Source organism: Streptococcus oralis (assembly GCF_023109195.1).
Classification (GTDB): Bacteria; Bacillota; Bacilli; order Lactobacillales; family Streptococcaceae; genus Streptococcus; species Streptococcus oralis_BV.
Genome location: NZ_JALDUB010000001.1, coordinates 997,473 through 1,022,577, shown reverse-complemented (window position 1 = coordinate 1,022,577; position 25,105 = coordinate 997,473). Strand labels below are relative to the sequence as shown.

The 25,105-nt window shown below is 41.7% G+C and carries 25 protein-coding genes; 23 read left to right on the top strand and 2 right to left on the bottom strand.

The window, feature by feature from the left end:
- Nucleotides 1-72: 72 nt before the first annotated feature.
- The 12 genes from recJ to brnQ all read left to right on the top strand — a co-directional run bounded on the left by recJ (nt 73) and on the right by brnQ (nt 14,467).
- Nucleotides 73-2,289 (top strand): single-stranded-DNA-specific exonuclease RecJ, encoded by a 2,217-nt coding sequence (recJ, locus tag M1F65_RS04970; protein WP_247925580.1) that lies wholly within the window; start codon nt 73-75, stop codon nt 2,287-2,289.
- Nucleotides 2,290-2,574: 285 nt separating this feature from the next.
- Nucleotides 2,575-3,222, top strand: a complete 648-nt coding sequence (locus M1F65_RS04965) for a COG3942 and LysM peptidoglycan-binding domain-containing protein (protein WP_247925579.1) — start codon at nt 2,575-2,577, stop codon at nt 3,220-3,222.
- Between the two features lie 508 nt (nt 3,223-3,730).
- Nucleotides 3,731-5,392, top strand: coding sequence for a ribonuclease J (locus M1F65_RS04960; protein WP_042902754.1), 1,662 nt, complete (start codon nt 3,731-3,733; stop codon nt 5,390-5,392).
- Nucleotides 5,393-5,460: 68 nt separating this feature from the next.
- Nucleotides 5,461-6,240 carry an alpha/beta hydrolase gene (locus M1F65_RS04955; RefSeq protein WP_042902753.1) on the top strand — a complete coding sequence of 260 codons (780 nt, stop codon included), beginning with the start codon at nt 5,461-5,463 and terminating at the stop codon, nt 6,238-6,240.
- Nucleotides 6,241-6,344: 104 nt separating this feature from the next.
- The gene (locus tag M1F65_RS04950; protein ID WP_042902752.1) at nt 6,345-7,046 is read left to right on the top strand and encodes a M57 family metalloprotease; all 702 of its coding nucleotides are present in this window, start codon (nt 6,345-6,347) and stop codon (nt 7,044-7,046) included.
- Between the two features lie 101 nt (nt 7,047-7,147).
- Nucleotides 7,148-8,995, top strand: a complete 1,848-nt coding sequence (uvrC, locus tag M1F65_RS04945; RefSeq protein ID WP_084945352.1) for an excinuclease ABC subunit UvrC — start codon at nt 7,148-7,150, stop codon at nt 8,993-8,995.
- Nucleotides 8,985-9,839, top strand: a complete 855-nt coding sequence (locus M1F65_RS04940; protein ID WP_070696890.1) for a metallophosphoesterase family protein — start codon at nt 8,985-8,987, stop codon at nt 9,837-9,839. Before uvrC ends, M1F65_RS04940 begins: the two co-directional genes overlap by 11 nt.
- 174 nt (nt 9,840-10,013) lie before the next feature.
- Entirely contained in the window at nt 10,014-10,619 is a 606-nt protein-coding gene (locus M1F65_RS04935) for a nitroreductase family protein (RefSeq protein WP_000670152.1), read from the top strand.
- Nucleotides 10,620-10,628: 9 nt separating this feature from the next.
- Nucleotides 10,629-12,029, top strand: coding sequence for a dipeptidase PepV (gene pepV / locus M1F65_RS04930; protein ID WP_049520916.1), 1,401 nt, complete (start codon nt 10,629-10,631; stop codon nt 12,027-12,029).
- A gap of 53 nt (nt 12,030-12,082) precedes the next feature.
- Complete coding sequence (locus M1F65_RS04925) at nt 12,083-12,673, top strand: uracil-DNA glycosylase family protein (protein ID WP_000078137.1); 591 nt, start codon at nt 12,083-12,085, stop codon at nt 12,671-12,673.
- Nucleotides 12,670-12,957, top strand: a complete 288-nt coding sequence (locus tag M1F65_RS04920; RefSeq protein ID WP_000659165.1) for a rhodanese-like domain-containing protein — start codon at nt 12,670-12,672, stop codon at nt 12,955-12,957. The genes M1F65_RS04925 and M1F65_RS04920 overlap by 4 nt, the downstream gene beginning before the upstream one ends.
- Nucleotides 12,958-13,141: 184 nt before the next feature.
- Nucleotides 13,142-14,467 carry a branched-chain amino acid transport system II carrier protein gene (brnQ, locus tag M1F65_RS04915; protein WP_001074595.1) on the top strand — a complete coding sequence of 442 codons (1,326 nt, stop codon included), beginning with the start codon at nt 13,142-13,144 and terminating at the stop codon, nt 14,465-14,467.
- Nucleotides 14,468-14,517: 50 nt separating this feature from the next.
- On the opposite strand, the gene M1F65_RS04910 is transcribed toward brnQ, so the two are convergent.
- Together M1F65_RS04910 and M1F65_RS04905 are read right to left on the bottom strand one after the other, a co-directional pair.
- On the bottom strand, nt 14,518-15,069 hold the full coding sequence (locus tag M1F65_RS04910) for a DUF1307 domain-containing protein (RefSeq protein ID WP_000855327.1): 552 nt from the start codon (nt 15,067-15,069) through the stop codon (nt 14,518-14,520).
- A 318-nt stretch (nt 15,070-15,387) separates the two neighbouring features.
- Nucleotides 15,388-15,936: a DUF1307 domain-containing protein gene (locus tag M1F65_RS04905; RefSeq protein WP_000844335.1), complete on the bottom strand. Its 549-nt coding sequence runs from the start codon at nt 15,934-15,936 to the stop codon at nt 15,388-15,390.
- 139 nt (nt 15,937-16,075) lie between these two features.
- Here M1F65_RS04905 and M1F65_RS04900 point away from each other — a divergent pair, with 139 nt between their 5' ends.
- The 11 genes from M1F65_RS04900 to M1F65_RS04850 all read left to right on the top strand — a co-directional run bounded on the left by M1F65_RS04900 (nt 16,076) and on the right by M1F65_RS04850 (nt 24,967).
- Nucleotides 16,076-17,113, top strand: a complete 1,038-nt coding sequence (locus M1F65_RS04900; RefSeq protein WP_001076927.1) for a M42 family metallopeptidase — start codon at nt 16,076-16,078, stop codon at nt 17,111-17,113.
- A 1-nt stretch (nt 17,114) separates the two neighbouring features.
- Nucleotides 17,115-17,576: an HIT family protein gene (locus M1F65_RS04895; protein WP_000335635.1), complete on the top strand. Its 462-nt coding sequence runs from the start codon at nt 17,115-17,117 to the stop codon at nt 17,574-17,576.
- A 14-nt stretch (nt 17,577-17,590) separates the two neighbouring features.
- Entirely contained in the window at nt 17,591-18,307 is a 717-nt protein-coding gene (ldcB, locus tag M1F65_RS04890; protein ID WP_000747744.1) for an LD-carboxypeptidase LdcB/DacB, read from the top strand.
- Between the two features lie 122 nt (nt 18,308-18,429).
- Nucleotides 18,430-18,855 (top strand): 50S ribosomal protein L11, encoded by a 426-nt coding sequence (gene rplK / locus M1F65_RS04885; protein ID WP_001085808.1) that lies wholly within the window; start codon nt 18,430-18,432, stop codon nt 18,853-18,855.
- A gap of 207 nt (nt 18,856-19,062) precedes the next feature.
- Nucleotides 19,063-19,752, top strand: coding sequence for a 50S ribosomal protein L1 (gene rplA / locus M1F65_RS04880; protein WP_001085675.1), 690 nt, complete (start codon nt 19,063-19,065; stop codon nt 19,750-19,752).
- A gap of 484 nt (nt 19,753-20,236) precedes the next feature.
- Entirely contained in the window at nt 20,237-20,995 is a 759-nt protein-coding gene (locus M1F65_RS04875; RefSeq protein WP_247925578.1) for a class I SAM-dependent methyltransferase, read from the top strand.
- An 86-nt stretch (nt 20,996-21,081) separates the two neighbouring features.
- Nucleotides 21,082-21,594 carry an adenine phosphoribosyltransferase gene (locus M1F65_RS04870; protein ID WP_001049316.1) on the top strand — a complete coding sequence of 171 codons (513 nt, stop codon included), beginning with the start codon at nt 21,082-21,084 and terminating at the stop codon, nt 21,592-21,594.
- 181 nt (nt 21,595-21,775) lie between these two features.
- Nucleotides 21,776-22,720, top strand: coding sequence for a homoserine O-acetyltransferase MetA (metA, locus tag M1F65_RS04865; RefSeq protein ID WP_001122696.1), 945 nt, complete (start codon nt 21,776-21,778; stop codon nt 22,718-22,720).
- An 8-nt stretch (nt 22,721-22,728) separates the two neighbouring features.
- A complete protein-coding gene (locus M1F65_RS04860) occupies nt 22,729-23,406 on the top strand; it encodes a DnaD domain-containing protein (protein ID WP_049505240.1) in 678 nt (225 codons plus the stop codon).
- Nucleotides 23,407-23,502: 96 nt separating this feature from the next.
- Nucleotides 23,503-24,261 (top strand): triose-phosphate isomerase, encoded by a 759-nt coding sequence (tpiA, locus tag M1F65_RS04855; RefSeq protein ID WP_061423083.1) that lies wholly within the window; start codon nt 23,503-23,505, stop codon nt 24,259-24,261.
- A gap of 187 nt (nt 24,262-24,448) precedes the next feature.
- Entirely contained in the window at nt 24,449-24,967 is a 519-nt protein-coding gene (locus tag M1F65_RS04850; protein ID WP_139689378.1) for a Dps family protein, read from the top strand.
- Nucleotides 24,968-25,105: the final 138 nt, after the last annotated feature.

The window sequence follows — 25,105 nt, the reverse complement described above, 5'->3', positions numbered from 1 at the left end:
GTCAGGATAGAGAAAAAGCCTAAATCGTGTTATAATGAAACGATAGAATTCTTAGAAAGAGTGGATGTTTTTTTGATAACTCCTACTTATGAATGGCAGTTTGCCCCGCAGGTTGAAGATGCGGATTTTACAAAGATAGCCAAGAAGGCTGGACTGGGTCCTGAGGTGGCTCGGTTATTATTTGAAAGAGGGATTCAGAATGAGAAAAGTCTGAAGAAGTTTTTAGAACCTTCCTTGGAGGACTTGCATGACCCCTACTTGCTCCATGATATGGATAAGGCAGTGGAAAGGATTCGTCAGGCCATTGAAGAAGGGGAAAACATTCTCATCTATGGAGACTATGATGCGGATGGTATGACTTCGGCTTCTATTGTTAAGGAAAGTTTGGAACAACTGGGCGCAGAGTGTCGTGTTTACCTGCCCAATCGCTTTACAGATGGCTATGGCCCTAATGCCAGTGTCTATAAATACTTTATCGAGCAAGAGGGGATTTCCTTGATTGTGACAGTGGACAATGGGGTTGCAGGTCACGAGGCTATTGAACTAGCTCAGTCTATGGGAGTGGATGTCATTGTGACTGACCATCATTCCATGCCTGAAACCCTACCTGATGCCTATGCGATTGTCCACCCTGAACATCCGGATGCTGACTATCCATTCAAATATCTGGCTGGTTGCGGAGTGGCTTTCAAGTTAGCTTGTGCCCTCTTAGAAGAAGTACAAGTGGAGTTGCTTGATTTGGTTGCTATCGGTACCATTGCAGATATGGTGAGTTTGACAGATGAAAACCGTATTTTGGTTCAATATGGTCTGGAAATGCTGGGGCATACTCAGCGTATTGGTCTACAAGAAATGCTGGATATGGCTGGGATTGCTGCGAATGAAGTTACAGAAGAAACGGTTGGTTTCCAGATTGCCCCTCGTTTAAATGCCTTGGGGCGATTGGATGATCCCAATCCTGCCATTGATTTGCTGACTGGGTTTGACGATGAGGAAGCGCATGAGATTGCCCTCATGATTCAGCAGAAAAATGAAGAGCGCAAGGAAATCGTCCAGTCTATCTATGAAGAAGCTAAGACCATGGTGGATCCTGAGAAGAAGGTCCAGGTCTTAGCCAAGGAAGGCTGGAATCCTGGCGTTCTGGGTATCGTTGCTGGTCGTTTGTTGGAAGAGCTAGGGCAAACAGTTATCGTTCTTAATATAGAAGATGGTCGTGCCAAGGGTAGCGCTCGTAGTGTGGAAGCAGTCGATATTTTTGAGGCTCTGGATCCCCATCGAGACCTCTTCATCGCCTTTGGTGGACATGCTGGTGCAGCAGGGATGACGCTAGAGGTTGAGAAACTCTCAGATTTATCCCAGGTTTTGGAAGATTATATCCGTGAAAAAGGTGCAGATGCTGATGGTAAGAACAAGTTAAATTTAGATGAAGAGTTGGACTTGGAGACTCTTAGCTTGGAAACGGTCAAAAGTTTTGAACGGTTGGCACCTTTTGGAATGGACAATCAGAAACCTGTCTTTTATATCAAGGATTTTTATGTCGAAAGTGCCCGTACTATGGGGGCAGGCAATGCCCACCTAAAACTAAAAATTTCCAAGGGTGAGGCGAGTTTTGAAGTGGTGGCCTTTGGACAAGGTAGATGGGCGACAGAGTTTGCTCAAACCAAGAATCTAGAATTGGCAGTCACCTTGTCTGTCAACCAATGGAATGGGCAAACTGCCCTCCAGTTGATAATGGTGGATGCGCGTGTGGAAGGTGTTCAACTCTTTAACATTCGTGGGAAGAACGTAGCCTTGCCAGAAGGGGTTCCAGTCTTGGATTTCTCTGGAGAGGTGCCAGATTTAGCGACTAGTGATGCTGTGGTTGTGAAAACCATTCCCGAGGATATTACCTTGCTGAAGACCATTTTTCAGGAACAAGATTTCTCTGCTGTCTATTTCAAGAACGACATCGACAAGGCCTACTATCTGACAGGTTATGGAACTAGAGAACAGTTTGCAAAATTGTACAAGACCATTTACCAGTTCCCAGAGTTTGATATTCGTTATAAGCTCAAGGATTTGGCGGCTTATCTCAATATCCAACAAATCTTGCTGGTCAAGATGATCCAAGTATTTGAAGAGCTGGGATTTGTGACGATCAAAGATGGTGTCATGACAGTCAATAAAGAAGCGCCGAAAAGGGAAATTGCTGAAAGTCAGATTTACCAAAATCTCAAACAAACTGTAAAAAATCAAGAAATGATGGCGCTGGGGACAGTTCAAGAAATTTATGACTTTTTAATGGAGTAATAGATGGAAAGGGACTGAGATGACCTATCTCGTTCTCTTTTTGACGGATAAATGCTTGGTGTGGGAGTGGTTGATTGGATAGTCTTTTGGATGGTTTGCTGATGTAAAGGTTGGGGAAATGATTCATTTTTTATTCTCTTCTATCACTTTATACGATGTCTGCTTTTAAACCTTATGTAGTAAAAGTATAAATTTTTGTAACATGACTAAAATATAACTCTAAACGAACTGACATGTAAATCAAGTATGATTTTCTTATCAAGAAAATATAAGGGGAATCTAGTTATGAAAAAAACAGTTACGAAACTGACTCTTGGTTTGACTTCTACCGCTATTTTGGCTACAGTTGGGGCTCAAACTGTTCATGCGAACTCTTACGTTGTCCAAGATGGTGATTCATTTTATGCCATTGCAACTGCAAACGGCATGGATCCGCATGAGTTGGCAGCTTTGAATGGAAAAACCATCTTTGACACTATCCACCCAGGCGATGTATTGGAAGTGAGTGGTTCCGCTCAGGTTAGCTCTACCTACAGTGCTCCAGCTAGCGCTGCGAATGTGGTATCAGATACAGAAGATGTTGTTGAAAAGACTCCAACAAACTATGGCAACTCTTATCCTGTTGGTCAGTGTACATGGGGCGTGAAAGAATTGGCTCCCTGGGCTAGCAACTGGTGGGGAAATGCCAACACGTGGGCAATCTACGCGAGTGCTCAAGGCTATAAGACAGGAAGTGTTCCAGTAGTAGGAGCAATCGCCGTTTGGGATGGTGGTGAATATGGACACGTTGCTTATGTAACAGATGTTCAAAGTGAAAACTCCATCCAGGTATTGGAAGCAAACTACAGACGTCAAAAGCAGATTGCGAATTACCGTGGCTTCTTTAATCCACATGAATTTTTAGGAAATGTCACTTATATCTATCCAAACTAAAGATGATAAAAAGATTTAGAATTTCTAAGTCTTTTTTCTTTTTGAAAAAATTTCCTAACGTTATCCTCTATATTAATGGCTAATTTCTGAAATTTTTAGATTCTGTAGCGAACAGGAAATTCTCGCTTTTGGATGTAGATAAACCATGTCTTTGTAGAAAATAGTTCTCAAGTCGAGAGGTGAAGGGCAAGAATTTAACTTGTTTTGAACTAAAAGAGAAATTTAGAGTTCGAGAAAGGTATCTGAAATTAAATTGATTCAGAAAATCCATATTTTTGATGGTGCAATCCTTCCATTATCTTCGATGAAGCCTCCAAAAGAGAAGTCAAAGTTAAAGGATTCGATTCACAGTAGTGACTAATCTCTAGTTAAAAACCTATCTTCGTTTTGAAAATAATCAAAAAAATGGTATAATGGTAGGAAAAGATTCGGCTGGAAGTTTTAGAACTTTTAGAATAAGAGGGTAAATTCACCCTATAATCAAGATAAATGAAGTTTCGGAGGAAAAATGAGTAATATTAGTTTAACAACACTAGGTGGTGTACGAGAAAATGGGAAAAATATGTACATCGCTGAAATCGATGGTTCTATTTTTGTTTTGGATGCGGGGCTTAAATACCCTGAAAATGAACAACTAGGTGTTGATGTCGTCATTCCAAATATGGACTACCTTTTTGAAAATAGCGATCGTATCGCTGGGGTCTTCTTGACTCACGGACATGCGGATGCCATTGGTGCCCTGCCTTATCTTTTGGCAGAGGCTAAGGTGCCTGTGTTTGGTTCTGAGTTGACCATTGAGTTGGCCAAACTCTTTGTCAAAGGAAATGATACGGTTAAGAAATTCAATGACTTCCATGTGATTGATGAAGATACAGAGATCGACTTTGGAGGGACTGTGGTTTCCTTCTTCCGTACAACTCACTCTATCCCAGAAAGTTTGGGAATAGTCCTGAAAACAGCTGAAGGTAGCATTGTTTACACAGGTGACTTCAAGTTTGACCAGACAGCTAGTGAATCCTATGCGACGGATTTTGCTCGTTTGGCTGAAATCGGTCGTGATGGTGTTTTAGCGCTCCTCAGTGATTCAGCCAATGCAGACAGCAATATCCAGGTGGCGAGCGAGAGTGAAGTTGGAGAGGAAATTACCCAGACCATTGCAGACTGGGAAGGTCGTATCATCGTTGCAGCAGTTGCCAGCAACCTTTCTCGTATCCAGCAGGTTTTTGATGCTGCAGCAGATACAGGTCGCAGAGTTGTTTTGACTGGATTTGATATTGAAAATATCGTCCGCACTGCGATTCGTCTCAAAAAATTATCTCTAGCCAATGAAAGTCTTTTGATCAAACCCAAAGAAATGTCTCGTTTTGAAGACCATGAGTTGATTATCCTTGAGACTGGTCGTATGGGTGAGCCTATTAATGGACTTCGTAAGATGTCCATTGGACGCCACCGCTATGTGGAAATCAAAGATGGAGACTTGGTTTATATCGTAACGACTCCATCTATCGCCAAAGAAGCCGTCATGGCGCGTGTGGAAAATATGATCTACCAAGCTGGTGGTGTGGTGAAACTCATTACCCAAAGCTTGCGGGTGTCCGGACACGGGAATGCGCGTGATTTGCAGTTGATGATCAATCTTTTGCAACCAAATTACCTCTTCCCTATCCAAGGGGAGTATCGTGAGTTGGATGCGCATGCCAAGGCTGCCATGGCAGTTGGAATGTTGCCAGAGCATATCTTCATCCCTAAAAAGGGAACGACCATGTCTTATGAACATGGGGACTTTGTTCCAGCTGGGGCAGTTTCTGCAGGTGATGTCTTGATTGATGGAAATGCCATCGGGGATGTTGGAAATGTCGTCCTTCGTGACCGTAAGGTCTTGTCAGAGGATGGGATCTTTATCGTGGCGATCACTGTCAACCGTCGTGAGAAGAAAATTGTGGCCAAGGCCCGTGTTCATACGCGTGGATTTGTTTATCTCAAGAAGAGCCGCGATATTCTCCGTGAAAGTTCAGAATTGATTAACCAAACGGTAGAAGAGTATCTTCAAGGTGATGACTTTGACTGGGCAGATCTCAAAGGCAAGGTTCGTGACAATCTGACCAAGTACCTCTTTGATCAAACCAAGCGTCGCCCAGCAATCTTGCCAGTCGTGATGGAAGCAAAATAATAAGCAGCATACCTACAGAAAAAGTCGAAATTCGGCTTTTTCTTATAGAATAGTAAAAGGAGACAACCATGGCAGTTATGAATATTGAGTATTACTCAAAAGTTTTGGATATGGAATGGGGCGTTACCGTACTCTATCCAGATGCTAGTCGGGTGACTGAACCAGATTGCACAGATATTCCTGTTCTTTACCTTTTGCACGGAATGTCAGGAAACCAAAATAGCTGGCTCAAACGTACCAATGTCGAACGCTTGTTGCGTGGAATCAATCTTATTGTCATCATGCCCAATACTAGCAATGGCTGGTACACAGATACTCAGTATGGCTATAACTACTATACTGCTCTAGCAGAAGAGTTACCTCAGGTCATGAAACGTTTCTTCCCCAATATGACCAGCAAGCGAGAAAAGACCTTTATAGCTGGTCTCTCCATGGGAGGATATGGTTCCTTCAAACTCGCTCTATCGACAAATCGTTTTTCTCATGCGGCTAGTTTTTCTGGTGCGCTCAGTTTTCACGAATTTTCTCCTGAAAGTCAGGATCTTGGATCGCTTGCCTACTGGCGAGGAGTTTTTGGAGAGATTAAAGACTGGACAGCTAGTCCTCATTCGCTTGAAAGCGTGGCTGCAAAATCCGATAAAAAGACCAAACTATGGGCTTGGTGTGGGGAACAAGACTATCTTTACTCTGCCAATAACCTCGCAGTGAAAAACCTCAAAAAACTAGGTTTTGAGGTGACCTATAGTCATAGTCCAGGTAAGCACGAGTGGTACTACTGGGAAAAACAATTGGAGCGTTTTTTAGCTACTCTACCAATTGACTTTGTCTTGGAAGAACGTTTATCTTAGTTTTAGGTTTCTTTCAGCTTTCTTCAGTAAAATAGAGAATCTATCTTGATCAAGGAGAATGTGATTTCAAGATAGGTTCTTATTTTTATGAAAGGTGGGGCGTCATGTTCTGGATTATTCGATTATTCTTCCGATTTCTTTTGGGAATTTGGCGTTTCTTCTGGCGTTTGGTTTGGACTGTAGTTATTCTACTGCTCATTGCCTTTGGAGTGGTTTGGTATCTGTCTGGTGATTTTCATTCTGCGGTCAATCAGGTTGAAAAAATGAGCAAGATTGGTCAAGATGGCTGGAATCAATGGAGGGAGACGGGAACGCTGGAAGTCTTGTCTCAGACAGACAGTCACCAACATGCAGAAGGTAAGTGGGCTCAGGCCTCAGCTCGCATCTATATTGAACCTCAAATGGATGAGACCTTCCAAGGTGCCTATGCAGAAGCTATAAAAAACTGGAATCAAACGGGAGCCTTTACCTTTGAGGTGGTTGCGGATCCTAGCCAGGCAGATATTGTGGCAAGTGAGATGAATGATGGATCGACCGCTGTAGCAGGTCAAGCCGAGAGTCAAACCAATTTGTTAACCAATCAATTTATATCTGTAACGGTTCGCCTGAATCACTATTATCTATCCAATCCAAGTTATGGTTATTCTTATGAACGGATTGTGCACACGGCGGAGCACGAGCTGGGGCATGCCATCGGATTGGATCATACCAACGCAACTTCTGTCATGCAGCCAGCAGGTTCTTACTATGGGATTCAGCCTCAGGATGTGACAGCTGTTCAAGAACTCTATACCAGTAGCGACTAGATGAAGTCGGTGTAGTCTAAAAAGAAATCAAAGCTCCTCCAACAAGTGATTGGTGGGGCTTTTTGTTCGTCCTGTTACGGCCTTTTTGCTATAATGGAACTATGAATAACTTGATCAAATCAAAACTAGAGCTCTTGCCGACCAGCCCTGGATGCTACATTCACAAGGATAAAAATGGCACTATTATCTATGTAGGAAAGGCTAAAAATCTGCGCAATCGCGTGCGGTCCTATTTCCGTGGGAGTCACGATACCAAGACAGAGGCTCTGGTGTCTGAAATTGTGGATTTTGAATTTATCGTCACTGAGTCCAATATTGAGGCCCTTCTCCTAGAAATCAATCTTATCAAGGAAAATAAGCCAAAGTACAATATCATGCTCAAGGACGACAAGTCTTATCCTTTCATCAAAATCACCAATGAGCGATATCCTCGCTTGATTATCACCCGTCAGGTCAAAAAGGACGGTGGTCTCTACTTTGGTCCCTATCCAGATGTAGGGGCAGCAAATGAAATCAAGCGTCTACTGGACCGGATTTTCCCTTTTCGAAAATGTACCAACCCGCCCTCTAAGGTCTGTTTTTACTACCATATCGGCCAATGTATGGCCCATACTATCTGTAAAAAAGATGAGGCTTATTTCAAGTCCATGGCTCAGGAGGTTTCTGATTTCCTAAAAGGACAGGATGACAAAATCATCGATGACCTCAAGGGGAAAATGGCTGCGGCAGCTCAGACCATGGAATTTGAACGTGCGGCGGAATACCGTGACCTGATTCAGGCCATTGGAACGCTTCGGACCAAGCAACGGGTCATGGCGAAAGATTTGCAAAATCGGGACGTCTTTGGTTACTATGTGGATAAGGGCTGGATGTGTGTTCAGGTTTTCTTTGTCCGTCAGGGAAAACTCATCGAGCGGGATGTCAATCTTTTCCCTTATTACAACGATCCGGATGAGGACTTCTTGACCTATGTGGGACAATTCTATCAAGAAAAATCTCACCTGGTTCCCAATGAAGTATTGATTCCGCAGGATATTGACGAAGAAGCCGTCAAGGCCTTGGTGGATACCAAGATTTTCAAGCCCCAACGTGGAGAGAAAAAACAACTGGTCAATCTAGCCATAAAAAATGCCCGTGTTAGTCTGGAGCAAAAGTTCAATCTGCTAGAAAAATCTGTCGAAAAGACCCAAGGAGCTATTGAAAATCTGGGACGCTTGCTTCAAATTCCGACCCCAGTCCGCATCGAGTCCTTTGATAACTCTAATATCATGGGAACCAGTCCGGTGTCTGCCATGGTGGTCTTTGTCAATGGTAAACCCAGTAAGAAGGATTACCGTAAGTACAAGATAAAAACGGTTGTCGGTCCAGATGATTATGCGAGTATGCGAGAGGTTATTCGCAGACGTTATGGTCGAGTTCAACGTGAGGGTTTAACCCCGCCAGATTTGATTGTCATCGATGGGGGACAAGGTCAGGTCAATATCGCTAAGCAGGTTATTCAAGAAGAGCTAGGTTTGGACATTCCCATTGCTGGGCTTCAAAAAAATGATAAGCACCAAACCCATGAATTGCTCTTTGGAGATCCGCTGGAAGTGGTGGAGTTGTCTCGCAATTCTCAAGAATTCTTTCTCCTCCAACGCATTCAAGATGAGGTACACCGCTTTGCTATCACTTTCCACCGGCAACTGCGCTCAAAAAATTCCTTTTCATCTCAATTGGATGGAATTGACGGTCTGGGACCTAAACGCAAACAGAATCTCATGAAGCATTTTAAATCTCTGACTAAAATCAAGGAAGCCAGTGTAGATGAGATTGTCGAAGTTGGGGTGCCAAGAGCAGTCGCAGAAGCTGTTCAGAGAAAGTTGAACCCGCAGGAAGAAGTGGAGTTGGCTCAAGTAGCGGAAGAGAGAGTAGATTACCAAACGGAAGGAAATCATCATGAACCATAAAATCGCAATTTTATCAGACATTCATGGCAATGCAACGGCACTAGAAGCAGTGATTGCAGATGCTAAAACTCAAGGAGCCAGTGAATATTGGCTCATGGGAGACATTTTCCTCCCTGGTCCAGGTGCAAATGATTTGGTCGCTATGCTAAAAGACCTTCCTATCACAGCAAGTGTTCGAGGCAATTGGGATGATTGTGTCCTTGAGGCTTTAGATGGGCAATATGGCTTAGCAGACCCACAGGAAGTCCAGCTCATGCGATTGACCCAGTTTTTGATGAGGCGAATGGATCCTGAAACGATTGTCTGGCTACGAAATTTACCTATGCTAGAAAAGAAAGAAGTTGACGAACTGCGCTTTTCTCTTTCTCATAATTTGCCAAATAAGAACTATGGTGGTGACTTGCTAGTTGAGAATGATACAGAGAAATTTGACCAACTCCTAGATGATGAAGTTGACGTGGCAGTCTATGGTCATGTTCACAAGCAGTTGCTTCGTTATGGCAGTCAAGGGCAACAAATCATCAATCCAGGGTCGATTGGCATGCCCTATTTTAATTGGGAGGCGTTAAAAAATCACCGTGCCCAGTATGCTGTGATAGAGGTTGAAGATGGGGAATTGATAAATATTCTATTCCGAAAAGTTGCGTATGACTATGAAGCAGAGTTAGAATTGGCCAAGTCCAAGGGTCTTCCTTTTATCGAAATGTATGAAGAACTACGTCGAGATGACAACTATCGGGGGCACAATCTGGAACTTTTATCTAGTTTAATTGAAAAGCATGGGTATGTGGAGGATGTGAAAGAATTTTTGGAGGCTATAAAGTCAGAATACAAGATAGACTAGTTTCTTTAAACCCCTGAGAATTAGTTGGAACTGGATGAGGAAAAATCTGATTTTAATGATAAGTTTAAATCCAGGGCTTCATCCGTGTTCCAATTTCTTTCTATGAAAAATCTCTGCAAGCTCTTTCAAAATATGGTAGAATGGATGCAGTAGAATTAGAAAAGGAAATCGATTATGAAATTTCTTGAATTAAATAAAAAACGTCATGCGACTAAGCATTTTACTGATAAACCGGTAGATCCCAAAGATGTGCGTACGGCTATCGAAATCGCAACCTTGGCCCCAAGTGCCCATAACAGCCAGCCATGGAAGTTTGTGGTGGTTCGTGAAAAAAATGCAGAATTGGCAAAATTAGCATATGGTTCGAACTTTGAGCAGGTATCATCAGCGCCAGTGACCATTGCCTTGTTTACAGATACAGATCTTGCCAAACGTGCCCGCAAGATTGCCCGAGTTGGTGGTGCAAAGAATTTCTCAGAAGAGCAACTTCAATATTTCATGAAGAATTTGCCTGCCGAGTTTGCGCGTTACAGTGAACAGCAAGTTAGTGACTACTTGGCCCTTAATGCGGGACTAGTAGCCATGAACTTAGTTCTTGCTTTGACTGACCAAGGAATCGGTTCTAACATTATTCTTGGATTTGACAAATCAAAAGCCAACGAAGTTTTGGACATTGAAGACCGATTCCGTCCAGAACTCTTGATCACAGTTGGATACACAGATGAGAAATTGGAACCAAGCTACCGCTTGCCAGTAGATGAAATTATCGAGAAGAGATAGGAAGAAAAAATGACAGTTATTGATTTTACAGCAGAAGTAGAAAAACGCAAAGAAGACCTCTTGGCTGACTTGTTTAGCCTTTTGGAAATCAACTCAGAACGTGATGACAGCAAAGCCGATGCTGAGCATCCATTTGGACCTGGTCCAGTAAAAGCCTTGGAAAAATTCCTTGAAATCGCAGACCGTGATGGCTATCCAACTAAAAATGTTGATAACTACGCAGGACATTTTGAGTTTGGTGAAGGAGAAGAAGTTCTCGGAATCTTTGCTCACATGGACGTGGTGCCAGCTGGTAGCGGTTGGGACACGGACCCTTATACACCAACTATCAAAGACGGTCGCCTTTATGCGCGTGGAGCTTCAGACGACAAGGGGCCTACAACAGCTTGTTACTATGGTTTGAAAATCATCAAAGAATTGGGGCTTCCAACTTCTAAAAAAGTTCGTTTCATCGTCGGAACAGATGAAGAATCAGGCTGGGCAGACATGGACTACTACTTTGAACATGTAGGACTTGCGAAACCAGACTTCGGTTTCTCTCCAGATGCTGAATTCCCTATCATCAATGGTGAAAAAGGGAATATCACAGAATATCTCCATTTTGCAGGTGAAAATACTGGTGCAGCTCGCCTTCACAGCTTCACAGGTGGTTTGCGTGAAAACATGGTACCTGAATCAGCAACAGCAGTCGTTTCAGGTGACTTGGCTGACTTGCAAGCTAAACTAGATGCCTTTGTTGCAGAACACAAACTCAGAGGAGAACTCCAAGAAGAAAACGGCCAGTACAAGGTGACTGTGATTGGTAAATCAGCTCATGGTGCTATGCCTGCATCAGGTGTCAATGGTGCGACCTACCTTGCCCTTTTCCTCAGTCAGTTTGACTTTGCAGGACCTGCAAAAGACTACCTCGACATCGCTGGTAAGATTCTCTTGAACGACCATAAGGGTACAAATCTCAAGGTTGCTCATGTAGATGAAAAGATGGGTGCCCTTTCTATGAATGCCGGTGTCTTCCGCTTCGATGAAACAAGTGCTGACAATACGATTGCTCTTAACTTCCGTTATCCAAAAGGAACAAGCCCAGAGCAAATCAAGTCAATCCTTGAAAACTTGCCAGTTGCTTCTGTTAGCCTTTCTGAACACGGTCACACCCCTCACTATGTACCGATGGAAGATCCACTTGTGCAAACCTTGTTGAATGTTTATGAAAAACAAACTTGTCTTAAAGGTCACGAGCAAGTCATCGGTGGTGGTACCTTTGGTCGTTTACTGGAACGTGGGGTTGCCTACGGTGCGATGTTCCCAGACTCAATCGATACCATGCACCAAGCCAACGAATTTATCGCCTTGGACGATCTCTTCCGAGCAGCAGCAATCTATGCTGAAGCTATTTATGAACTGATCAAATAAAATGATAGAAGTCTGAGATTGTATGCTTGGACTTCTTTTTGGAGGGAAAACAGATGTCTCAAATTGAAAGAATCAAGCAAGCCATTATGGCGGATCCGCAAAATACCAGCTATACAGAACGCGGAATCGAACCTCTCTTTGCGGCGCCAAAAACTGCCCGTATCAATATTGTCGGTCAGGCTCCTGGGCTTAAAACGCAAGAAGCTGGGATTTATTGGAAGGATAAGAGTGGCGATCGCTTGCGTGAGTGGCTAGGTGTGGATGAGGACACCTTTTACAATTCAGGTTATTTTGCAGTTCTGCCCATGGATTTCTACTTTCCGGGGCATGGCAAGTCAGGCGACCTTCCACCTCGTACAGGTTTTGCAGAAAAATGGCATCCGCAACTCTTGCAAGAGTTGCCCGATATCCAATTAACTCTCTTGATTGGACAATATGCCCAAGCCTATTATTTACATGAAAAAGTTAGTGGCAAGGTGACAGAACGGGTAAAACACTACAAAGACTATCTACCAGAATTTTTCCCTCTGGTGCACCCCTCACCACGAAATCAAATCTGGATGGCCAAAAATCCTTGGTTTGAGTCAGAAGTAGTGCCCGATTTGAAAAAAAGAATTCAAAAGATTCTTGGAGAAACAAAATGAAAGAAATTACTTTTAACGATTTTTACCAGCTTTATCAAAATGAGCAACTTTCTCTAGTGGACGTGAGAGAAGTAGAAGAGTTCCAGACGCTTCATTTAGAAGGTGCTCAAAACCTACCACTTAGTCAATTAGCTGATATCTATGATCAGTTGGACAAGGACCTCTTGCATTATGTCATTTGTAAATCTGGAATACGTTCAGCGCGTGCTTGTCAATTTCTAGTTGAACAGGGTTATGAAGTTATCAATGTTCAAGGTGGAATGACGGCCTTTGAAAATCTTTAAACCTCTATGGTGATAGATCCTAATCTTCCCTTGCTCGGTTCCAACTGAGTGAGGGATTTTGTTTTTAGATAATTCTTATTTTTAAAAATATTGAAAACATTCAATGATTAATTTTGGATACTTTTTTCAGAGTCTTAATCATGGTATACTAGGTCAGTATTTTAGAAATATGAAGGAGATTTTTATGGCTAAAAAAGGTGCCCTAACAGGCTTGCTCCTGTTTGGAATATTTTTTGGTGCGGGGAACTTGATCTTTCCGCCTTCTCTAGGTGCCCTATCTGGAGAACAGTTTCTTCCTGCCATCGCAGGTTTTGTCTTTTCAGGTGTCGGTATTGCCGTCTTGACACTTATTATTGGAACGCTAAACCCGAAAGGATACATTCACGAGATTTCTAAGAAAATCTCACCTTGGTTTGCGACGCTTTATCTTGCAGTCCTCTATCTATCAATTGGCCCCTTCTTTGCCATTCCGCGTACAGCAACAACAGCTTACGAAGTTGGGATTAGCCCCCTCTTATCCGAAGCAAACAAAGGTCTAGGATTGATTGTCTTTACCGTGCTTTACTTTGCAGCGGCTTATTTAATCTCGCTCAATCCATCAAAAATCTTGGATCGAATCGGACGCATCTTAACGCCAGTCTTTGCCTTGTTGATCGTTATCTTGGTTGTACTAGGTGCCTTCAAATATGGTGGAACAAGCCCTCAAGTAGCTTCAGCGGCCTATCAATCTTCTGCTTTCGGGACAGGATTCCTAGAAGGTTATAATACCTTAGATGCCCTTGCTTCAGTTGCCTTCAGTGTGATTGCAGTTCAAACCTTGAAACAACTTGGATTCTCCAGTAAGAAAGAGTATATTTCAACTATTTGGGTGGTTGGTATCGTTGTAGCTCTTGCCTTTAGCGCTCTTTATATCGGTTTAGGATTCCTTGGAAATCACTTCCCAGTACCAGCCGAAGCGATGAAGGGTGGAACACCAGGTGTTTATATCTTGTCGCAAGCAACTCAGGAAATCTTTGGATCAACAGCTCAACTCTTCCTTGCTGTTATGGTAACTGTAACCTGCTTCACAACGACAGTTGGCTTGATTGTGTCGACAGCAGAGTTCTTTAACGAACGTTTCCCACAAATCAGCTACAAGGTCTATGCCACTGCCTTTACCTTGATTGGATTTGCTATTGCAAACCTCGGTTTGGATGCAATCATTAAGTACTCAGTGCCAGTACTGGTAATCTTGTACCCAATCACCATCGCCATTGTGATGATCGTGATTGTGAATAAGTTTGTCGCCCTATCAAAACCGGGCATGCAGTTAACTATTGGGCTTGTTACAGCTATTGCTCTTGCAAGCGTCCTTGGAAGTTCCTTTAAGATTGAGTTTCTAGAAAATCTGATTAATGCCCTTCCGTTTGCGTCAGCCTCTCTTCCATGGCTAGTGCCAGCTATTATCGGAATCTTGCTTTCATTGTTTCTACCAAACAAACAAGAGAGTGATGTTTTTGAGATGGAATAAAAAAAAATTCTTGGTCATCGACCAAGAATTTTTTGTATGAGCACGACTCATTAGTTGGTTTGTTCAATATATCCAGCCTCTTTAAGCATTTTTCTAGTTTTTAGAAAACTTACACGGCTTCCAGAGCCAGAAACTTCATTTGGCATTGCTTTTTTCATCTCTTCGAGATTCACAACAGTCATGTCAACCTCCATGCTATGGATGACTTTTCCATCTTTGAATTCGATATTTTGTGTAATGCCTTTAAGTCCTTCCTCCTTTTTATAAGTTTTCACGATAAGTTCTTTAATCTCTTCTGCTGACCTGTCCAGTATTTCAGGGTCAAAAACATTATAGACTTCTTGTTTTACAACATCATCCCCCTTAACAGTGTATGTCAAGGTAGAAGTTCTTCCGGGATTGCTATTGTGAACAAAAATGTAGTTTTTTGTCTCATCTTTCTTTTCAGATGATTGTTGGCTGCTTTGTTTGGTCTCGCTTGACTGAGTTGTTTTGTCTTCTTTGCTACTGCTGCTAGCAGGTGTAGATGCTTGTTTGGAACATCCGAGCAGGAGGATAAGTGAAGCCACTAGGGCTAGTGAAGTTTTAACCAGAGTTTTCATAGAATTTCCTTTCATAATCAAAGTATTTTGTATTATAACATGATTCTACTACAAAATCAACTAGACCTACCCTTTTATCTGAACTGACATTCCAATGAACAGAAACTAGTCAGACGATTAAAGTTTTGTCTCCATCTATTTCAAATAACTTTTATCCTATGGCTTTATAAGGGTGTGAAGTTTTAAATGCACTTTTTATGGGATTGGGAGGACTCTATTGGACTCATCGGTTAGGGATGTAATAAAATACCCCAAGAGTTAGAGTTGTGTCTAACTTTTGGGGTGGACCTACACTAGTCTATATGAAATTTTAGGAGATTAGTTCGTCTTTTCTGTGAACCCCATTTTTTCCAGTGCTTTTTTAGAGTTTGAGAAACTGACACGATTGCCGATACCAGAATATTCTTCAGGAAGTGCTTTTCTAAGTTCGCTAATACTTGCAACTGAGAAATCAACTTCTAAATCTTGAACAACTTTTCCATCTTTGATTTCAATCGTTTGTTTAACACCTTTGAGTCCATTATAACCTTTGTACTTTTCTTCGATAAAACTCTTGACATCTTCTGGAGTTGCGTTAAGAATCTCAGGATCTGCAACATTTTGAGCGGTTTGCTTGATAACATTGTCCCCCTCTACAGTATAAACCAAGGTAGAAGTGATTCCAGAATTGCTTTTGTTGACAAAAGTATGTGTCTTGGCTGTTTCTTTCTTTTCAGATGATTGTTCAGTGCTTTGTTTGCTCTCACTTGACTGAGTTGTTGTGTCTTCTTTAGTACTGCTAGCAGTTGTTGATGCTTGTTTGGAACATCCGAGCAGGAGGACAAGTGAAGCCACAAGGGCTAGTGATACTTTAAAGTATGATTTCATATTTGTTACTTTCCTTTCATAATCAAAGTATTTGTATTATAACATGGATCTATAGTGAAAGCAACTAAACACAGTTTTTCTCCTTTTGAGAAGGAGTCTGACTAGAAAAATGTTATAATGGTAGGAAAGAGGTGAAGAAATGAATCAGACTATAAACTATATCAAAGAACTAACCGCAATTGCATCTCCGACGGGCTTTACTCGTGAGATCTCAGACTATCTAGTCCATACTTTAGAAGAGCTTGGTTACCAGCCTGTTCGCACAGCCAAGGGTGGTGTCAATGTTACTATTAAAGGTCAAAATGATGACCAACACCGCTATGTGACTGCCCATGTGGATACGCTGGGTGCTATTGTCCGTGCTGTCAAACCAGATGGCCGTCTCAAATTGGATCGTATCGGTGGTTTCCCTTGGAACATGATTGAAGGGGAGAACTGTACGGTTCATGTGGCTAGCACAGGTCAAACGGTATCTGGGACCATCCTCATCCATCAAACTTCTTGCCATGTCTACAAAGATGCAGGAACTGCTGAACGCACACAGGACAATATGGAAGTGCGTTTGGACGAAAAAGTAACCAATGAAAAGGAAACGCGCGCCTTGGGCATCGAGGTTGGCGACTTTATCAGTTTTGACCCGCGAACTGTCGTGACAGAGACTGGTTTTATCAAGTCCCGTCATTTGGATGACAAGGTCAGCGCAGCAATTTTGCTCAATCTTCTTCGTGTTTATAAGGAAGAGGGGATTGCATTGCCAGTAACAACTCATTTTGCTTTTTCAGTCTTCGAAGAGGTTGGTCACGGTGCCAACTCCAATATTCCAGCTCAGGTAGTGGAATATCTAGCTGTGGATATGGGAGCTATGGGCGATGACCAGCAGACGGATGAGTATACAGTTTCTATCTGTGTCAAGGACGCTTCAGGTCCCTATCACTATGACTTCCGTCAACACTTGGTAACTTTGGCGAAGGAGCAAGATATTCCTTTTAAGCTCGACATTTATCCATTTTACGGTTCGGATGCTTCAGCGGCTATGTCAGCAGGAGCAGAGGTCAAACACGCCCTCCTTGGAGCTGGTATTGAGTCCAGTCACTCTTACGAACGAACACATATTGATTCGGTCGTGGCGACAGAGCGTATGGTAGACGCCTATCTCAAGAGCACCTTGGTAGAATAATATGTGCTTGATTTGTCAAAGAATTGAATGGATCAAGGCAGGGGAAAATCCCTACTTTGTAAAAGAACTAGAAACAGGCTATGTTGTTATTGGAGATCACCAATACTTTAAGGGCTATACCTTATTTCTGGCAAAAGAGCATGTCACAGAACTCCACCATATGGAGACTTCTGTAAAACTTCGCTTTTTAGAGGAAATGAGTTTGGTCCAAGAAGCAGTCGCCAAAGTATTTGAGGCTGAAAAGATGAATATTGAACTCCTAGGAAATGGTGATGCCCACGCTCATTGGCATCTCTTTCCACGAAGAACAGGTGATATGAAGGGTCATGGATTGAATGGCCGTGGGCCAGTCTGGTGGATGCCATGGGAAGAAATGGCGGCAGAAGATTGCCAAGTGAAATCCCATGAGTTGGAACAAATGATTAAAGCCTTATCCGATGAATTAGAGAAGCACGTGGTCTAAGAGAGGAAGGAAAAATGAAAAAAAGATACATTGTTTTATCTGGTTTGCTGGCAGTAACCCTAGCAGCATGTTCTCAAGAACAACCTAAAAATGAAGAAAATACTCAAAAAACAGAACAAACTAGTCAACCTGAAGGAACTGTAGGGAGCAAATCCCAAGCTTCTAGTCAGAAGAAGGCAGAAGTTGTCAATAAGGGAGACTACTATAGTATTCAAGGGAAATACGATGAAATCGTCATAGCTAATAAGCACTATCCTTTGTCAAAAGACTATAATCCAGGAGAAAATCCAACAGCTAAAGCAGAGTTGCTGAAGCTCATTGCAGCAATGCAAGCAGCTGGCTACCCAATCAGCGATCACTACAGTGGTTTTAGAAGTTATGAAACTCAAACCAAACTTTATCAAGACTATGTCAATCAAGATGGTAAGGAAGCAGCAGATCGCTACTCAGCTCGACCAGGTTATAGTGAACACCAGACGGGCCTTGCTTTTGACCTTATTGGGACAGATGGTGATTTAGTTACTGAAGAAAAGGCAGCCCAGTGGCTCTTGGATCATGCGGCTGACTATGGCTTTGTCGTTCGCTATCTCAAAGGCAAGGAAAAAGAGACTGGCTACATGGCAGAAGAATGGCATCTCCGCTACGTTGGAAAAGAAGCCAAAGAAATTGCTGCAAGTGGCCTCAGTTTGGAAGAATACTATGGATTTGAAGGCGGAGATTACGTCGATTAAAAAAGTAATTTTTCTCTTGCATTTTTAGATAAATAGTGTATAATAGAAAGGTGTGTGTAAAGCATACTTGTGGGAGGTAAAAATCTTTAATTACCGCCAAAACCACAAAGGAGGATTTAAAAATGGCTAAAAAAGTCGAAAAACTTGTAAAATTGCAAATCCCTGCTGGTAAAGCTACACCAGCTCCACCGGTTGGACCTGCTCTTGGTCAAGCTGGTATCAACATCATGGGATTCACAAAAGAGTTCAACGCTCGTACAGCTGACCAAGCTGGTATGATCATTCCAGTTGTTATCTCAGTATACGAAGACAAATCATTTACTTTCGTTACAAAAACACCACCAGCTGCTGTTCTTTTGAAAAAAGCTGCAGGTGTTGAAAAAGGATCAGGTACACCTAACAAAACTAAAGTTGCTACAGTTACTCGTGCACAAGTACAAGAAATTGCAGAAACTAAGATGCCAGATTTGAACGCAGCAAACATTGAGTCTGCAATGCGTATGATCGAAGGTACTGCTCGTTCTATGGGATTCACTGTTGTTGACTAATCAATAACACAGTAGAAAATCTCACAGCAGTCTATTAGTTGCTTTTCATACTAGGCCAGTGACTGACGCTTGTACTTGGGTACAGTAAAGGAACTTAACGAAGTAGGAAAAGAAAATCAATAGACTGAATACCCGCAAGACTTCATCATTTCGAGAAGTGACGTGGGAGATGAAAATCGATTGAACCACTTACAAGGAGAATAGAAAATGGCTAAAAAAAGCAAACAACTTCGTGCTGCTCTTGAGAAAATCGACAGCACAAAAGCATACAGTGTAGAAGAGGCTGTAGCACTTGCAAAAGAAACTAACTTTGCAAAATTTGACGCAACTGTAGAAGTTGCTTACAACTTGAACATCGACGTTAAAAAAGCTGACCAACAAATCCGTGGCGCAATGGTATTGCCAAACGGTACTGGTAAAACTTCACGCGTTCTTGTTTTTGCACGTGGTGCAAAAGCTGAAGAAGCAAAAGCTGCTGGTGCAGACTTTGTTGGTGAAGATGACCTTGTTGCGAAAATCAACGACGGTTGGTTGGACTTCGACGTAGTTATCGCTACACCTGACATGATGGCTCTTGTTGGACGTCTTGGACGTGTCCTTGGACCACGTAACTTGATGCCAAACCCTAAGACTGGTACTGTAACAATGGATGTTGCTAAAGCAGTTGAAGAGTCTAAAGGTGGTAAGATTACTTACCGTGCTGACCGTGCAGGTAACGTTCAAGCAATCATCGGTAAAGTATCATTTGAAGCTGAAAAATTGGTTGAAAACTTCAAAGCTTTCAACGAAACAATCCAAAAAGCAAAACCAGCTACAGCTAAAGGAACTTACGTAACAAACTTGACAATCACAACTACTCAAGGTGTTGGTATCAAGGTTGACGTAAACTCACTTTAATTAACAGATTTTTAAAAACGAGTACGAAAGTGCTCGTTTTTTTAGGTACGACGGACATTCCGTTCATCTGAGGTGTAAGTCCTCTGTGGGTACCATATACTAGTAAAGCCAAAAGTGATTCCCAAGCCTGACTATTGTGAGTAGCTGATCGAACGGCATTAGGATAGACTGTTTAAGTCTGACGTTGGAAACAAGAATCGGCAGAGAAAGAGATAGAGAAATCTTGGCTATACGAATAGGCACGTGACAGTAAAGCGTATATAGCGGATAAGAAGGCCAGCAACTCTAAAGTACAAATATGTAGTCGTAACCTATATGCGTAAACTACGTGAGCAATTGAATTCGAACTAGAGAGGTGATTAATAGATTTATGCTATAGTCATGGCAACTTGTATGCTTTTGATTCTAGTTTATCAAATAATAGATTAGAATTGTCAGATAATATAATTTTATGTTATAATGAAGAAAAAATAGAGGTGTTCAAATGTCAGAAGCAGGTCATAAGTTTTTAGCAAAACTGGGGAAAAAACGCTTACGTCCAGGTGGAAAACGTGCTACAGATTGGTTAATTGCGGAAGGAGAATTTTCAAAAGAAAAGAGAATACTAGAAGTTGCGTGCAATAGGGGAACTACAGCAATTGAGTTGGCACAGCGTTTTGGTTGTAAGATAACTGCTGTTGATATGGATGGACAAGCCTTAGAAGTGGCTAAAAAATCTGCTGAAACGGCAGGTGTTGGTCATTTGATCAGATTTGAAAGAGCAAATGCAATGAAACTTCCTTATGAAGATGCTAGTTTTGATATTGTTATAAATGAAGCTATGCTAACTATGCAAGCCGATCAAGCTAAGAAAAAATGTGTAATGGAGTATCTAAGGGTCTTAAAACCTGAAGGTCTTCTTTTGACACATGATGTGCTTCTTAAGGAAGCTAAAGAGTCTGTCAGACGGGAATTGTCACAAGCAATTCATGTAAATGTAGGTCCTTTAACTCAAGATGGTTGGGAACAGGTGATGATAGAATCAGGTTATCGTGATGTGAAAATATTGACTGGTGAAATGACATTAATGAAATTATCAGGTATGATTTATGACGAAGGTTGGCTAGGAACTTTGAAAATTTGCGTAAATGCTTGTAAAAAGGAGAATAGAAAGCAGTTTTTAACTATGTATAAAATGTTTGCTAAGAATAAACAGAAATTGGGCTTTATTGCTATGGCTAGTTATAAATCGTCAAATCGTTAGATAATTATTGAAGTTAACTTTTCCTTTTTTCTTTCTTAAAAAATATGCTATAATAGAGAGTAAAAAACTTTGAAAGAAAGAAAAAGATGAATTTAAAAGATTATATCGCAACGATTGAAAATTATCCTAAGGAAGGCATCACCTTCCGTGATATCAGCCCTTTGATGGCAGATGGAAATGCTTATAGCTACGCTGTTCGTGAAATTGTTCAGTATGCAACCGATAAGAAAATCGACATGATCGTGGGTCCAGAGGCTCGCGGATTTATTGTCGGATGCCCAGTTGCTTTCGAGTTGGGAATTGGCTTTGCACCCGTTCGTAAACCAGGGAAATTACCACGTGAAGTGATTTCTGCTGACTATGAGAAAGAGTACGGTATTGATACCTTGACCATGCATGCTGATGCGATCAAGCCAGGCCAACGTGTTCTCATCGTAGATGATCTTTTGGCAACAGGTGGAACTGTCAAGGCAACGATTGAGATGATTGAAAGACTTGGTGGTGTTGTAGCCGGTTGTGCTTTCTTGATTGAGTTGGATGAGCTTAAAGGCCGTGAAAAAATCGGAGATTACGATTACAAGGTACTTATGCATTATTAATGAAAAACAGTCCTTGGGGCTGTTTTCTCTTCATCTGCTATATAAACAAACTATAGCTAGTTAGAGAAAAACTATAATTGAAAACTATATCTTCTTGCAGTATAATAAAAGGACTAAGTGTTTGAGATTTGACTTCAAACACATTCAATTATTTCTAAAAGAGTACAGTTAGGAGAAGGTTATGCCGATTAGAATTGATAAAAAATTGCCAGCTGTTGAGATTTTACGGACAGAGAATATCTTTGTCATGGATGATCAACGTGCGGCCCACCAAGATATCCGTCCCTTGAAAATTTTGATTTTAAACCTAATGCCCAAAAAAGTGGTCACAGAGACCCAGTTGTTACGGCATTTAGCAAATACTCCTTTGCAATTGGACATAGACTTTCTCTATATGGAGAGCCACCGTTCCAAGACGACTCGTGCAGAGCATATGGAGACTTTTTATAAAACTTTTCCTGAAGTCAAGGACGAGTATTTTGATGGGATGATTATCACAGGGGCTCCGATTGAGCATTTACCATTTGAGGAAGTGGACTATTGGGAGGAATTCAGTCAGGTGCTTGAGTGGTCCAAGACCCATGTCTATTCGACCCTTCATATCTGCTGGGGTGCCCAAGCAGGTCTTTATGCTCGCTATGGAGTTGATAAACACCAGATGGAGCAGAAATTGTCAGGCATTTACCCGCAGGATACCTTGAAAGAGGGCCATCTTCTCTTTCGTGGTTTTGATGATAGCTATGTAGCTCCCCATTCTCGTTATACAGAAATCTATAAGGAAGAGATATTAGGAAAAACCAATCTGGAAATCCTCTCTGAGGGAGAACAAGTCGGCGTTTCTATTTTAGCCAGTCGGGATCTTCGTGAGATTTATAGTTTTGGTCATTTAGAATATGACCGTGATACTCTAGCAAAAGAGTATTTTCGTGATTGTGAGGCAGGACTTAATCCTCATATTCCAGAAAATTACTTCAAAAATGATGATGTGAATGAGACACCGTGTCTCTGTTGGTCTTCATCAGCTGCCCTCTTTTTCAGCAATTGGGTAAACTATGCAGTTTATCAAGAAACCCCTTTTGACTGGAGAAAGGTAGAGGATGATGCGGCTGCATTTGGATATCTATAAGAGGAATTATGACATATTTTGACGCTTTTAAATCAGGGAACTTGGTTTTGCCAAGTGCCCTGCTCTTGCATTTTAAGGAACTCTTTCCTTCCAGCGAAGATTTTCTCGTCTGGCAATTTTTCTATTTACAAAATACTACAGCCCTCGGAGATGTTTCACCTAGTCAGATTGCTGAAATCATTGGGAAAGAGGTGGCAGATGTCAACCAATCCATTTCGAATTTGACAGAAAATGGTTTGCTACAATATCGAACCATTGAACTAAATGGGGAAATTGAGCTGATCTTTGATGCTAGTTTGGCTTTTGAACGCTTGGATAGCTTGCTAGACAGCCAAACTCCAGCTACAACTGCCCCAAACCCGCAGAATCAGTTGAAGGATCTGGTTGAAACTTTTCAGCAGGAATTGGGACGCTTGTTAACGCCATTTGAAATCGAAGATCTATCCAAGACTGTCAAAGAAGATGGAGTTAAGGCGGATTTGATCAAGGAAGCTCTCCGAGAGGCCGTCCTAAATGGCAAGCCAAACTGGAAATATATTCAGGCAATCCTACGAAACTGGCGTCATGAAGGTATCCAGTCTGTGGCTCAGGTAGAGGCAAAACGAGCAGAGCGAGAAGCGAATAATCCCAAACAAGTTCAGGCTTCGGCTGATTTCCTCGATGCCATGAATTTGTGGCAAGATTAGCCGCTTGAAAAATCTTGAAAATTAGAGTAAGGTTTGCAAGCTCCTTATAAATATGATAGAATAATAGTGAATAAAATGAAAAAAGAGGTATGTGAAATGTCACGTAAACCATTTATCGCTGGTAACTGGAAAATGAACAAAAATCCAGAAGAAGCAAAAGCATTCGTTGAAGCCGTTGCATCAAAACTTCCTTCATCAGACCTTGTTGAAGCGGGTATCGCAGCTCCTGCAGTTGATTTGACAACTGTTCTTGCTGCTGCTAAAGGTTCAAACCTTAAAGTTGCTGCTCAAAACTGCTACTTTGAAAATGCAGGTGCTTTCACTGGTGAAACTAGCCCACAAGTTTTGAAAGAAATCGGTACTGACTACGTTGTTATCGGTCACTCAGAACGCCGTGACTACTTCCATGAAACCGACGAAGATATCAACAAAAAAGCAAAAGCAATCTTTGCGAACGGTATGCTTCCAATCATCTGTTGTGGTGAGTCACTTGAAACTTACGAAGCTGGTAAAGCTGCTGAATTCGTAGGTGCCCAAGTATCTGCTGCTTTGGCTGGATTGACTGCTGAACAAGTTGCTGCATCCGTTATCGCTTATGAGCCAATCTGGGCTATCGGTACTGGTAAATCAGCTTCACAAGACGACGCACAAAAAATGTGTAAAGTTGTTCGTGATGTTGTAGCTGCTGACTTCGGTCAAGAAGTTGCTGACAAAGTTCGTGTTCAATACGGTGGTTCAGTTAAACCTGAAAATGTTGCAGAATACATGGCTTGTCCAGATGTGGACGGAGCTCTTGTTGGTGGAGCATCACTTGAAGCTGAAAGCTTCTTGGCATTGCTTGACTTTGTAAAATAATCTAGGTTATTCCAGACAGTCTGCTAAGACTGTCTTTTTTTAAAGACTGTATATTTTTCTTAAATTATCAGTCAATTACAACTTTTTTAATATGGGTTAATTTTCTTGCTTTTGTCTACTAGGTGTAGTATACTGAGGTAGTAATCAATAAATATGGTTACAAAAATAATATTATGAGGTGAAAAAAATGGTTGAATTGAAAAAAGATGCATTAAAAGACGTAACAACATTATCTAAAACAGCGCCAGTAGCATTGGCAAAAACAAAGGAAGTATTGAACCAAGCAGTAGCAGACTTGTACGTAGCGCATATCGCTCTTCATCAAGTACACTGGTACATGCGTGGACGTGGTTTTATGGTATGGCATCCTAAGATGGATGAATACATGGATAGCCTTGATGGTTACCTTGATGAAATCAGCGAACGCTTGATCACTCTTGGTGGCAAACCATACTCTACTTTGACAGAATTCCTTCAACACAGTGAAATCGAAGAAGAAGAAGGAGAATTCCGTAACGTTGAAGAAAGCTTGGAACGTGTTCTAGCTATTTATCGCTACCTCATCACTCTTTTCCAAAAAGCTTTGGATGTAACTGACGAAGAAGGCGATGATGTTACAAACGATATCTTTGTTGGGGCTAAGGCTGAACTTGAGAAAACAGTTTGGATGCTTGCAGCAGAACTTGGACAAGCTCCTGGTTTGTAAAATATAGTTGCTACCCCTTTTATCATGAGGTGCCTGATAAGTGCCCATGACCAATCATCTTTTAAAAGTCATGTAACTGTAAAAAGTTGCATGATTTTTTTGTTTGCTGGACTTAGGACACATTGTCAAAAGTAGGAT